Origin of the sequence: Waltera sp., assembly GCF_046969025.1 — a bacterium.
In the GTDB taxonomy this organism is placed as follows: domain Bacteria; phylum Bacillota; class Clostridia; order Lachnospirales; family Lachnospiraceae; genus Acetatifactor; species Acetatifactor acetigignens.
The window spans coordinates 96,379-109,729 of record NZ_JBKVQF010000005.1; the positions used below are offsets into that span (position 1 = coordinate 96,379).

Below are 13,351 nucleotides of genomic sequence, written 5' to 3' on the forward strand. Positions count from 1 at the left end.
CATTGGAATATATTGTGTCCATTGCCCCAAATATGCTCTATTCTCAATAGTTCTGTCCTCTGTCACCCACGAAACGACCGGGTTGCCACTATATTGACACCCGTGTCAGCTACGTTTTCCACAATGACATCTCCTACATGAATGGGTGCAGCCGCAGTGACATCTGCCAGGGCTTTCATGCAGTCATCGATCCTGCCTTTGGGAATATCGGAAGCCGTCTTCACGGATACTACTGTGTCCGGATACCCTTCCACACGCACGGTGGAGGTGACGATCCGGGTAGGATTCGTGACTTCTTTTTCTCCGTAAGCCGCCCCTCTGGGGCACCGGTTGCCGGTCACTGTGACACTATTGTCACCTTCTATAGTCACAGTCAGAGCACACCCCACCGGGCAGCAGATACAGGTCAGTTCTCTTTGTGTTGTGTTCTTCTCTGCCATCGTCTCACCCTCTTTTCTGCCGAATATATTCCACTGCATAGTTTCCAGCCTTTTCCGCTTCTGCGGATACATGGTCTACCAGTTCATGGACGTGGAGCACATTGCCGCAGGCGAAGACGCCGGGGATACTGCACTCCAGATTCTCTCCCACTACCGGTCCTCCGGTCTTGCCGTCCATATCCGCTCCTAAGCCCCTGGTCAGTTCGTTCTCCGGGATCAGCCCGCAGGATAATAGCAAGGTATCGCAAGGCACATCCCATTCCGAACCGGGGATCGGTCTTCCGTTGTCATCCACTTTCGTGAGGGTCACACCTTCCACACGGTCTTTGCCATGAATCTTAGCTACTGTAGTATTCAGGTATAAAGGAATATTGAAATCATCCAGACACTGTACAATATTACGCTTCAGGCCGCCGCTCTGTGGGCGGAGTTCTGCCACACACTGTACCTTTGCGCCCTCGAGCACCATACGTCTCGCCATGATCAGGCCGATATCTCCGGAACCGAGGATCACCACATTTTTACCGGGCATACGTCCCCTGATATTCACGTAATACTGGGCGGTTCCGGCGCTGTAGATCCCTGCGGGTCTGCTGCCGGGGATATTCAGTGCGCCGCGGGAACGCTCTCTGCAGCCCATTGCCAGGATTACTGTTTCCGTCTCTATCTCCAGTAGTCCATCCTCTTTATTCATGGCAGTGACTTTTTTGCGTCCGTCGGAAAGCAATTCAATATTGGTCACCATGGTATTCAGCAGGTACGGGATCTGTGCCTCTGCCGCCATATCAATATATCGTTCCGCATATTCCGGTCCGGTCAGTTCTTCCTTAAAAGTATGCAGTCCGAATCCGTTGTGAATGCACTGGTTCAGGATACCACCGAGTTCTCTGTCCCGTTCCAGGATCAGCACCTTTTCACAGCCTGCCTTTCTCGCAGACAGCGCTGCCGCCAGTCCCGCAGGACCTCCTCCGATGATGACGATGTCTTCTGTGCGTTTACTCATGGAGTGCCTCCTTTCCGACAGGTGCCTGTGTCCTCTTCCATGTTCCGCCCTCTCCGGGTGCGGTGTCTTTATTTTTACCGGTCAGAATCTCTGAGCCGGTTCCTTCCTTAGTGATCTGTGCCGGATCAAGGTGCAGTTCTCTCGACAGTATCTCCAGCGTCTTCGGGGAACAGAATCCCGCCTGGCATCTTCCCATGCCGGCTCTGGTGCGGCGTTTGACACCATCCAAGGTCGTCGCTCCCACCGGACGGTGAATGGCTTCCAGAATTTCACCTTCCGTCACCAGTTCACAACGGCAGATCACATTGGCAAATGCGGGATTTTCCCGGATCAGGACTTCTCTCTCCTCTTCCGTGGCAAGTGCCATGCTGGGAATGCCTTTTCTGGTATCTATAAAATCCGACTTACGTTCTGCGGGATAAATATTTTCAACAATCTGTGCCACATACTCACCGATTGCCGGTGCACTGGTCAGTCCCGGAGATTCAATACCTGCCACATCGATGAACCCGGGATGCCCTGCTGCCTCTTCAATAAGGAAATCCGATTTTTCCGCAGGAGCTTCGTGTACCAGATGAGCTCGCAGTCCGGCAAAAGAGGTGATGGTCTGTCTGCCGTCCAGCGCGTCCACACTGTTACTTCCCAGATTCAGAACCTTCGTCAGTCCTTCTGCTGTCGTATCTACATCTTCTTTGTCAGGAATATCTTCCGCTGTGGGACCTACCAGTAAATTGCCGTGTACCGTGGGAGTAACGAGGATCCCTTTTCCCATTTTGGACGGGAGTTGGAAAACGGTGGAATTCACCAGATTACCGCAATTTTTGTCCATAAGACGGTACTCACCTCTTCTGGGGACAATACGGATCCTGTCTTCACAGATCATGTTATGGATCTCATCCGCATAGACACCTGCCGCATTGATAACGATGGGAGCAAGGAACATCTCTCCATCCGCCTGTACCTGATACATCCGGCCTTCTTTCTCGGGTGGATTCTCACTCCATACCGGTCTCTGTTCCACAATGGATGTCACCTTATGGTTCCGATAGAACTCCACACCATTCTCCGCTGCATTCTCCGCCAGTGCAATGTTCAGTCCGAAGGGACAGACGATACCACCGGTGGGTGCATACAGGGCTCCTACGATGTCACGGGACACCGCCGGCTCCATTCCCCAGACTTCCTCCGGGGACAAAAGCTTCAATTCTTTTACCCCGTTCTCCATGCCTCGCCGATACAGTTCTTCCAGACCGGACATGGCATCTTCTTCAAAGCATAACACCAGGGATCCGTTCCTGCGGAACGGGAAGTCCAGCTTCTTCGACAGTTCCTCCATCATTTCATTGCCCCGGACGTTTAACTGTGCCTTGAGAGTCCCCGGTACTGCATCATACCCCGCATGCACGATACCGCTGTTGGCTTTAGAAGTACCTTCGCAGACATCACTTTTCGCCTCCAGTACAGCGATCCTTAGCTTTCCCTTCGCCAGTTCCCTGGCAATGGCGCAGCCACTGACTCCGGCGCCGATAATGATCACATCATAATCCTTCATAACCTCGCCCTGCCTTTCCTATGTTTACATTTATATTTGAATGTCCACCTTTACCTTCTGAATATCCGTTTTCTCTTTATGAATGTCCATTTTTTATTTGTCGCAAATGTCTCTTTGCTATTTATTTTACCATATTCTGCGGGAAAACACGACCGAAAACCAGCAACACTCTGTGTAAAATGTAGTCGAAAAAACCGGACAGCAATCGCTGTCCGGTCAGTTTTCTCTTATAACAATGTATTCAGATCCACCAGGGTTCCGCCCTCGATCTCCACGCACTTGTCGCTGTTTAACTGCAGCCATACGCTGCAGGCATTGGGGTTATATACCTTTTCGTAATCCGCAGAGAACTGTAAACGTTTTGCTGCATCCATGTAATCAATGATCTCGATGTTGGTGGCGTACCAGATGTCGTCTCTGCCGCCCATGTATTTACAGAAGTTCTCGATCACATCCCAGTTGTCATTATTATCGAACTCGTAGCTGTGCCCCCAGACGTACATCAACTTCAGGTACTGGCTCTTCTTGAAATCAGCGAAAAATTCCGCGTACTCCATCAGCTTCGGATCATTATGATGGCAGGTAGCATGCCACTCCAACGGATCCTTTGGCAGCGCAAAATCCGGAACCGTCTCTACCACTCTGGCATAAGCCACGCCCAACTGACGGTACAGCTGTTTGATCTCCTCGCTGTAAGAACCGTTGGGATACGCATGTCCCCTGACGATCTGTCCTGTCCATTTCTCCAGACCTTTCCGATCCTCCAGAAGCTCCTGTGCCACTTCCACTAACGGACATCTCTCGATGGTGGGATGAGTCATGGTATGTGTTGCGATCTCATGTCCCGCATACAGCCCTTCCATTTCTTCAAAAGTCATGCGGGGGCGTTCTCCCACCTGACCGTAATTCAGATTAAACGTTCCTTTGATACCATATTTATTGAAAATGTCGATCAGGCGTCTGTCCTGTACCTTACCGTCATCATAACTCATGGTCAATGCTTTGGCTTTTCCACCGGGAAAACAAGTATATACTTTCATCTTTTCCATCCTTTTCTACTGTAATTTCTATTGTGGTTTAAAAAATATGGTGATTTTCAACCCACATGTTTTCATCATATTACGACCGGAACGATTTTGCAACTGATAAGAATCTCTCCTCATATACAATACTTTTCCATTATCAATACTTAAAATCAGCAGATATTACCGCTGCTTAATCTGATAAGAAGTTGTATACTCTTGAACAATCACATCCTTGTCCAACTTATATGTTTTAATAATATTAAACATATTTTGGACATTCTTAAAATTATTAGGCTGAGCAATTGCTACTATACACTTTCTAACATTCTCTTTAAATTTATTTAATAATGTAGGTGTCATTATCTTTATTTGTGGTGAAGGAGAACATTCATAAGTAAATATATTACTATTGTGAATCATAATAGGAACACAACTTATCTCTTGATCTTGATATAAATTGTTAAACCACGAAAATGACCCCATCAGTTGATTACAATCATGCTTGCAAATAGTATCTGTAATTGTTTCATTTTTGCATTCAATTACAAGATAGTCACCTGTACCAAGCATCACAAAATCGTCTGGTCCTTTACCAACCTCTCTCTCTGGTTGTCTTGCATTATAACCGATCATTTCAAAAACGTCTCTTATTGCATTTTCAAACCTTTTCGAAGTATCCTTTTCAAATTTCAAATCTCCAAGTATTGTGTCTGCATATAAAACAAGTTTATTTGCATCTAATTGTCTTTGATTTATATTTTCTATAATAATCTGTGTCTGACTAGAATTAGCAATAGCAAACTTAGAAAATTGAATTCCTTCTATTGGATTCAATATCTCCATATTATCCTTTTTGGCGGATTTCAAAATCTGTTGTGCACTGTTTTTGTCAAAAAAATTGGTGTATTCAGCAAGCATCTGTTTATAGTATCCTTTTAACCTTACGTTATCTTCATCATTGACCAATTCAGTAATCATGCTTGCAGCCTTCTGATAATCTCCATATAAGGCATAATTGAATGCTTTTCTTATTGCCACAGCATACTTACTCACATTTATAGTCTTAACATATTCTACAGATGAAATACCATTTTTACATACTTCAACCCAATCGGAATTTCTTTCAAGTAAATAATTTCCAATTTCCATAATCTCATCTATGGTCTGCCCCTCAATCTGTTCACACATTTTTTCCGACAACTTAAACTGAGCCTTAGTAGCATTGCTAAAAAATTCATAGCCATCATCAGAATATAACACATTTGTTAATTGATTCCCCAATAAATATACAAGGCAATAATCATTACTTGACCTTACTCCACGTCCCATTCCTTGCTCTATTCGTTGAATTTGTTCTCTCTGAATCCGCTTACTCTTTCTTACAATCTCTTGTTCATACCTATCATTCATATTACTAATATTAGGGAGACCATCAACAACTATTATTCGACATGCATCATCCGGCAAATCAATTCCATCGTATCGATTGACAAATACATACAAGCCCTTATCATTATTCTTAATTAATCCGATTCCTTGCGAAATATTGCTTGAATTAAGGACAATTCCACCTAGTGATTTCCAACATTCTGCCATTGCATATGAAGGCACTAATACAACCACATTATAATCCTCAGCCTTTTGTGCGATTGCGTTTCTAACTTCAAACTCAGTAATATCTTTATTAATTATTTTGGGCACTACAATAAGTCTCTCCCCAATATCGTTTGCTTTCTCCGGTGATATTACTGTCATTTTTTTATCAAAATCCAACCCCATAACAGTTGAAAAAGGACTATCATCTGGTAAAGTTGCACTCATATAGATTCTGCGTTTTGCCTCATCAAAACTTGTTATCTTTTGTATAGGTGTGCAATTAGGAATTATGCTTATTTCTTTTGCAGAAATATAACAATGTGACAATTTCAAACAATCTTTTATCAAATCAAACTTAAACTTTACTGCATCATTTTCTCTATTTGAAGCTAATATCTGATAAACCTGCGTAATTTTCTCTTGCCATGACCAGAATGGTACCATCATGTTGTCAAATGTATTCTGCGAATTGACAATCTCATTAAATCTTCCTTCTGCCTGCGCATTCATGTCATCATAAAATAGATTAGCAATAAGATTATATAGCACGTTCGTTCTTGGTACAGTAATAGAAAACTGTTCTTGTATGCATGATATGCACGCGTGCATATCATCAATTACAACGCTTCCTATTGGATAGTTATTTTCTTCTCTTAAACCAAATATACTTTTTCCATTTACCAGTTTCTGTATTCCTATAACAAGGATCGCTTTCTTCCGTTGATAATCTAAATCGTTTTCAGTATCAGTTACTTTTATTCCTAATGCATCTGCTTGTGTCTTTACCTGTTCAACTAAAAACTTATCAGGTACAACATATAAAGCAGGTCCAACGCCTTCATTCAAACAACTCTGTAGAATCAGCAATGCAACTAAAGTTTTTCCACTACCCGTATTCATCTTGATGATTGTATCTTTATTTTGTCTTACATTGAACCATTGTTTCCATACTTCTCCCTGCACATCTCTAGGATACTGATATTTATTATCTTTTCCAGTCAATGCCATAAAAATATCTCTGGGATTTATTTGTTTCTGTATCGAATTTATTCCCAATTGTGTAAAATCAATCATTTGTATTTACCCCTTTCAATTTTTGTTGGTTCTTTCAATTCCTCTACAATTGATTTGATGTCATAATAACTATGCTCATTGCAATTATTTCATCTAAAAGACTGAATTTTGAACTTCTTATGCAAGTTCCTCTACTTACTACATGGCATTAACTGACAATCTCTTACAAACTTTTTTCAAAAAATTTTGAACAAGTTTTCACAGGTTGATTGGAAGTTGATTGAAGTTGACTGCATAAGTAACTTCTACTGAGAAACTCACGCAACAACTTCGCACGACTAACTTCTATTTTTTCATTTCTAATTAGTGTCTGCTGATTAAGCCGCAAACACTTGATTTTACTGACTTTTGCCCCATTTTCTGGTATAATGATTGCAAGGATTTTGACAAAAACAAATCGTTTTTCTTGCAGTTTTCTTACAGATTTTAAGTATAAAGGGGCTAAAACAATGTACAAACCGATCGACAAGTTACAGCATTCATTCCTCGATTTCAACCAACCTATGGGACTCCACATGAATCCGGATAACCGCTGGGTCAGACTGGCTGACCGAATCCCATGGGATGAATTCGAAGTAAAATATGCCAAGCTGTTTCCAAGTGATACGGGTAATGTTGCCAAGCCTCTTCGCATGGCATTAGGAGCCCTGATCATCCAGACCAAGTTCCAATTTTCCGACCGTGAGCTTGTGGAACAGATCGCTGAGAATCCGTATCTGCAATACTTTATCGGGCTTCCCGGTTTTCGGGAAGAAGCTCCGTTTGATGCAAGTACACTGGTTCTTTTCCGTAAACGCATTTCAGCAGATATGCTGATGGAAGTAAATGAGTATCTTCTTGCTCACAAGGAGGATGACAAAGATGACCATACTCCTCCATCCGTAGGAAAATCCGGTGATGATGGTACTGCAAAAGAAGATACAAACAAAGGGACTCTGACACTTGATGCAACCTGCGCACCTGCAAACATACGTTATCCGCAGGACATCTCGCTTTTGAACGAAGCAAGAGAAAAGCTGGAAAACATGATTTACTGTTTTTGTAAATGTTATGGTCTTAAGTTGCCAAGAAGATACCGCAAACGTGCCAGAAAAGAGTATCTTGCATTTGCCAAGAGCAGAAAGCACACGGCAAAGAAAATCCGCAGCGCACTCCGCAGACAGCTTGGCTACGTGAAAAGAGATCTTGGCTATCTGGAACAGTTCATGAGTGATGGATACGCCATGACAGGTAAGGATATCGGTCTGTATCTTACCATCATCAGGCTGTATGAACAGCAACAGTATATGTATGATAACAGAGTCCATTCTGTGGAGCATCGCATTGTAAGTATTTCGCAACCATGGCTCCGGCCGATCGTCAGAGGTAAGGTCAAAGCACCTGTTGAATTTGGTGCAAAATTTGATCTCAGTCTTGACAGCGAAGGTTATGGGCGTATCGAAAAAATATCTTTCGAGGCATACAACGAGAGTACCTGCCTGATTGAAGCAATAGAACGATTCAGACAGCGTACCGGTTATTATCCGGAACGTGTTCTGGCAGATCAGATATACCGGACCAGGGAAAACAGGAGCTATTGCAAGGAACACGGAATCCGGTTATCAGGTCCAAAGCTGGGCAGACTAAGCGCTACAGCAAAAGTTGATAAAAAACAGGAGTATCAGGATAATACCAATAGAATCGAAGTGGAGCGCACCTTCAGCCTGAGCAAACGTTGTTATGGTATGAGTTGCATTACCACAAAACTGGAAGAAACGCAGTTGACTTCTATCGCATTATCTGTATTCGTGACGAATCTTTTCAGGATTCAGAGGCGAATACTTCACGCTCTTTTACATCTGTTCCGCTTCTGGCATGACTGGAACAGATGTAAGAGCTGGAAGTTGCGGATATCTGCTTAATCAGCAGACACTATTTAATTCATTAACTTCATCTTCATCCAGAAAAAGTGTCTTGGCCTGTTCCTCTGAATCGAATCCGTTATCCCTTAATCCCTTTACAACGGCATCTACTGATTTTTTATATAAAGTTTCTGCTTTTTGGATTTCTTTTTCCACAGGTTCAATTTTAGCATTTGCTTCTGTAAAAGCGTTTTGAGCCTTTTTAGATTTTTCTTCTAACGAAGCCCTTGTCGTTGTAAACTCTGTTATAGCATCAGCCAGTTTCTTGATATTTTCATCAAGTGCATTTAAAGTAGCTATATTCTCTACAAGATTTTTCTTCATGCTCTCAAGCTTCGTCCTCTGTACAACCACTTCAGTGTGCTTTTCTTCTACAGTCGTATGCTTTTTGTCCAAATTTATCTTAGTCTCTGCTTGTTCTTCAAGCTTCTTCTGTAATTCTTTATATTTCCGATCCGCTTCTTCCTTCTTCTGATCGACCATTGCTTTAGTAGCCTCCTCTAAAAAACTATTAGTTTTTTCGTGTTCTTTAGAGTTTGGCATAAAAAAGTCAGTTCGACAAGGCGCATGATTTGACGTTTACTTTATTACCCTTGCCGATACCAAAAAGAGACAGGAACAACTTCCTGCCTCTAAAAAAATAAGGACTAAATCTCTACTTCATTTAATGTAATGACATGTGAAATCTTCTTTAAGGGAAATAAAGAAGTAGTGTGATCCGATTCATTAGCCGCACCACAACAGTCCTCCACAACGTGAACTACAAAGTCTCTATCATGAGCATCTCTGGCCGCTGCCTGAACTGCCAAATCTGTAGCCACTCCACAAATATATAAATCTGTAATATTATTATTTCTCAATACCAATTCCAATGGAGTACCAAAAAATGCACTTACTCTATGTTTGATAATAATTGGCTCGTCTTCATTAGGCGTAAGTTCTTCGCAAAACTCACATCCATATCCGCCTAATTGAAATGCCTGAAATTTATCAGCGGCACCAAATAAGGGCGATTGCTTTGGCTGCTCTTTATAATCTTCCGAAAATCCAACCTTTACATGCACAACTAAATTATTGCTTTCTCTAAATTTAGACAACAATTTCTTCGCATTACTCAGGGTATTGTTCTTCTGACAATAGTCCGGATAGCCTTTTTTTGCCATCTTACCCTCAAAACTCACATTCTCATTGATAAAATCAATTAACAATAATGCACTACTCATTACAAATCCTCCTTTAAATTTATTATTATAAATTAAAATATTTTAATAGAACCAACAGTACATCTGCTGTTCCATAAAAATCACACCACATCCAAACAAATTCTATGTCTATATACGCCTTTGGAAGCTAGAATAAAGGATACTTCATAGGGTTTTTAAGGAAATCAATAACATCCTCTGGAGTCACTAGATTTGTCTTTGTTTCATAAAATTTGTCAAACATCTTTTTTATCTCTGTAGCTGATTCCGGCGAATTCTCATTGGTATACTCTGTGACAAAATCATCTGCACGAACAACACATTTCAAAAAAGCCTTTTTCTTTGTATCGACTTCATAGCACGAAACTACTGGTAGCTCTGGCGTATTATACAAATAAATCCTCCTTTCAACATTTGAAAGCAGAGTACTTTTTACCAGCTCATCAACTTGGCGATTAATACATTCCTGCGATAACATGGAAAATCTATTGACTCCCAAATAGAAATCTCTATACTTACTTGCATCTATTAGTTCGAAACTTTTGTACTCACCTTTTTTGTAAACAACACATCGTTTTCGCCGAATTTTTACAAGATTTTCGATTTGTTCGTCTGTTGCCTCTGGATAATCATACTTTGCAACAGCCCTGGTAAACTCTTCTGTTTCACTATTCACACTAAAAATAGGAGTAACAACATATCTAGATCCTCCTGAGCAGGATTGTTCAAAACTCAATCTACGCTCCTCTGCAACAACAAAGTCGTTTGGGCTTTTCAAGACATAATCAGGAGTGTTAATAGGATGTCCTAAGTACTCTTTAATCTTTAACAATATCCCGAACGGAATTAGCTCTGGCTCCTTTTTATATCTGTACATTGTAGCAACGGATACACCTATATTATCACTTAAATCCTGTGCATCAGCTTTCGTGGTCAGGCTACTGTTTAACAGTTCCTTAACTCCCGCAATTGTATCATCAAATATACTATTCATTTTTACCTCTTTCTTATCTAACTGCTTCTCGCTGTGATTGGTCTTGTCTGAACAACTCCAATATCATTATTAAATACTACCAATTCTATATCTTGGGGAGTGCCAAAAATATTCTCAATCTTCATTCCAATATCAAATATTTTTGAAATAATTTCTTGAGAAGCAGAGAACATCGACTTTTCATAATCCGGAGTCTCTGTAATAATTACATTATCTGCTGCATTTCCATCAAACGGTTTAAGATTCATACAAAATGATTTAGAACCAATCTGCCTATCAAGAATACCACCATTTCGCCTATTCAGAAGGAATAGATCTCCTTGCACCTTTCCAGAAACCAATGCCTCGCAAGCTCCATATGTTATTTCAATTCCAAAGACTTCTTCTAGTTCTACAGGATCCTTCGTCATCACAACAGCGCACAAATCAGATGAGAACATTTCTTGAATCAAAACGCTCATACGACTATCCAAATATGCTAAGTCATTTTTTACATCAAACGCACGGAGAACTCGCTCAGAAAATAACGAAGCATAACAACACATAATCGCCTTGGAAATGTGTTCGACAGGAACCTCAAGATAAGACTCATACTGTCCTGCCAGCGATACTCCACTGGAGTCTTCAATTAATTCCTTTCCTTTTACAAAAGGTGCCCCAGAAGAACGCACGGCAAAATACTTTGCATTAGGCATGTATTCCACAATCGCATTTGAGACATCCTCCGCATATTTGAAACTTTCATTAACGATAAAATCATAGATTTCTTCAGCCATTACACTATAATCATCCGTTTTTACAATGATATCCTTGATGTGCGGAATCATATCTTTCATTTGTTCCACATACATGTCATATTTCAAACCTATGCTACGGGGAACCCGGATTCCTTCTCTACTCAAGATAGCTGTGTTTTTCACTTTATTTCCCAGTTCTGGAGAATCATATAAAAGATTCTCCAGAACAACAATATTCTTGTTCATATCATTCTCCTTTAGGCTACGCTAATAAGTTTATTATGTGTGTCAATCGTAACAACATCTCCATTTGTCAATTTAGCCATAACGCCTACACATCCAACAAGACACGGGATATGATTCTCTCTGGCAAAGGTCGCAGCATGTGAAAATCTTCCCCCCCTCTTCTGTTATGATGGCCGAAGCAATCAGCATCTGCGGTGTATAATTGACGTCTGTCTGCTTAGCAACTATTATGTCGCCTGTATGAACATTTTTCAAATCCAAATGACCTCTTACGATAACAACACGACCAGAAATCATTCCAGTCGAATGGCAAGCAACTCTTGAAGTTTCACAATTTAACACCTTCATATGTAATTCTCCTTTCATCAATTAAGCTTATTCAGCATTTCATATACGTTTTCAGTTCCAGTCTTTAACTTACATGCATAGAAAACGAGCATATGCATTAAGCCTGCAAATCCTTTGAAACTGTATTTAACCTCAAGACTCAAATTAAGATAATTTAAAGCCCTTATCTCTTCAAGTATCTCCGCCCCTTGAATAGGTTGTTCTTCTGCAAAATTATCCTCAGAGACCACATTGCGACACTCTTTAATCGACTCTTCTTTTTCCAAAAGATTATCCAGATTATACTGGCAAAAGTTTCGTAAAACCTCGTTTCTTTTTTCCTGGTAATCCTCGGAAGTCATCAGTTGAATCAACTCATGTTCGGCTGACAAGTGCTCACTATCATGATATAATCCCCAATAATCAAGAATATTATCTACCTCGTCCATAGATAGATTTATATTGCTAGAAGTAAATATCTCTTCTCGCTGTCGCAAAAGGGCATCCAAACCCGAAGGAGACCTTTTGCCAACCCAACCTCTCATAGTCTCGGATCTAATTGCCTCGTCCAATATTTCCTTTGTAGTGAGACAGTCTAAAGAACAATTATTCTTACTAAATTCTTCAAACACTTGTCTAGCGAAAGAAAAATATTCTTTGTGAACCTCGCTCCAACGTTCCATGAATTGATGCAAATCAGCCACATCGCATAAACTTGGATAATACCATTTGTTCTTCCGAATTATAATCTGGTATTGATTTATGGATTTTTCTCTTAACTCCACAGGTATTTTCTTCACCACATCTACAATCTTTTCAATTGAATACTCGGATTCAAATTGTACCATAAGATTGTCAAATTCATCATTCATTTTTGATAATTGATCTATATAATTCATGACTACCTCCTTTCTGATTTCATTATACCATAATTTGATACTGAGTCAATATATTTTCCGCTATTCTCATAATTTATACTGTACATTTTACCCATCTCGCCACTATTCTCATCTTTACTAATTTCTCCTTCATAAACCAGTAAATGCAGCATTAATCGATGCAACTAAAAGATTCTTAAGAACTTCAATCCCATATAAGAAGGAGCATATAACCACACATCTGTGTGCAGTCTATGCTCCTACTAACAATATTCTTTTCAAATGAAAAAACTTCTATATTCTGTCTGCTTCTTACTCCATATGTTTTAAATCTCTATTAATTATTCCTTAAGTCCAGCTGTCTTCATATTCACAT

Annotated in this window: 10 protein-coding genes and 3 pseudogenes; 1 reads left to right on the plus strand and 12 read right to left on the minus strand. The window is 40.6% G+C overall.

Annotated features, from left to right (window positions below):
* Window positions 1-62 precede the first annotated feature (62 nt).
* The 5 genes and pseudogenes from ACLTOH_RS03925 to ACLTOH_RS03945 all read right to left on the minus strand — a co-directional run bounded on the left by ACLTOH_RS03925 (window position 63) and on the right by ACLTOH_RS03945 (window position 6,690).
* On the minus strand, window positions 63-479 hold the full coding sequence (locus tag ACLTOH_RS03925; protein ID WP_412223419.1) for a DUF1667 domain-containing protein: 417 nt from the start codon (window positions 477-479) through the stop codon (window positions 63-65).
* A pseudogene (locus ACLTOH_RS03930) lies at window positions 460-1,443 on the minus strand (NAD(P)/FAD-dependent oxidoreductase); the annotation flags it as partial. The pseudogene ACLTOH_RS03930 and the gene ACLTOH_RS03925, both read right to left, overlap by 20 nt.
* On the minus strand, window positions 1,436-2,995 hold the full coding sequence (locus ACLTOH_RS03935) for an NAD(P)/FAD-dependent oxidoreductase (RefSeq protein WP_337413127.1): 1,560 nt from the start codon (window positions 2,993-2,995) through the stop codon (window positions 1,436-1,438). The pseudogene ACLTOH_RS03930 and the gene ACLTOH_RS03935, both read right to left, overlap by 8 nt.
* Before the next feature lie 227 nt (window positions 2,996-3,222).
* Window positions 3,223-4,035, minus strand: a complete 813-nt coding sequence (locus ACLTOH_RS03940; RefSeq protein ID WP_337413128.1) for a polysaccharide deacetylase family protein — start codon at window positions 4,033-4,035, stop codon at window positions 3,223-3,225.
* Between the two features lie 165 nt (window positions 4,036-4,200).
* Window positions 4,201-6,690, minus strand: a complete 2,490-nt coding sequence (locus tag ACLTOH_RS03945) for a DEAD/DEAH box helicase (RefSeq protein ID WP_337413129.1) — start codon at window positions 6,688-6,690, stop codon at window positions 4,201-4,203.
* A 449-nt stretch (window positions 6,691-7,139) separates the two neighbouring features.
* On the opposite strand from ACLTOH_RS03945, the gene ACLTOH_RS03950 reads away from it, so the two are divergent.
* Complete coding sequence (locus ACLTOH_RS03950; protein ID WP_412223421.1) at window positions 7,140-8,591, plus strand: IS5 family transposase; 1,452 nt, start codon at window positions 7,140-7,142, stop codon at window positions 8,589-8,591.
* Here ACLTOH_RS03950 and ACLTOH_RS03955 read toward each other — a convergent pair whose 3' ends face one another.
* The 7 genes and pseudogenes from ACLTOH_RS03955 to ACLTOH_RS03985 form a co-directional block, all read right to left on the minus strand.
* Window positions 8,592-9,074 (minus strand): hypothetical protein, encoded by a 483-nt coding sequence (locus ACLTOH_RS03955; RefSeq protein WP_412223422.1) that lies wholly within the window; start codon window positions 9,072-9,074, stop codon window positions 8,592-8,594.
* A gap of 164 nt (window positions 9,075-9,238) precedes the next feature.
* On the minus strand, window positions 9,239-9,814 hold the full coding sequence (locus tag ACLTOH_RS03960) for a cysteine hydrolase family protein (protein ID WP_412223425.1): 576 nt from the start codon (window positions 9,812-9,814) through the stop codon (window positions 9,239-9,241).
* A gap of 127 nt (window positions 9,815-9,941) precedes the next feature.
* Window positions 9,942-10,787, minus strand: a complete 846-nt coding sequence (locus ACLTOH_RS03965) for a hypothetical protein (RefSeq protein ID WP_337630677.1) — start codon at window positions 10,785-10,787, stop codon at window positions 9,942-9,944.
* A gap of 17 nt (window positions 10,788-10,804) precedes the next feature.
* Window positions 10,805-11,770 (minus strand): PEP/pyruvate-binding domain-containing protein, encoded by a 966-nt coding sequence (locus ACLTOH_RS03970; protein WP_412223427.1) that lies wholly within the window; start codon window positions 11,768-11,770, stop codon window positions 10,805-10,807.
* A gap of 11 nt (window positions 11,771-11,781) precedes the next feature.
* A pseudogene (locus ACLTOH_RS03975) lies at window positions 11,782-11,904 on the minus strand (PEP-utilizing enzyme); the annotation flags it as partial.
* Window positions 11,905-11,929: 25 nt separating this feature from the next.
* Window positions 11,930-12,136: pseudogene (locus ACLTOH_RS03980) on the minus strand (hypothetical protein); the annotation flags it as partial.
* Window positions 12,136-12,996 carry a hypothetical protein gene (locus ACLTOH_RS03985; RefSeq protein ID WP_337630673.1) on the minus strand — a complete coding sequence of 287 codons (861 nt, stop codon included), beginning with the start codon at window positions 12,994-12,996 and terminating at the stop codon, window positions 12,136-12,138. The pseudogene ACLTOH_RS03980 and the gene ACLTOH_RS03985, both read right to left, overlap by 1 nt.
* Window positions 12,997-13,351 lie beyond the last annotated feature (355 nt).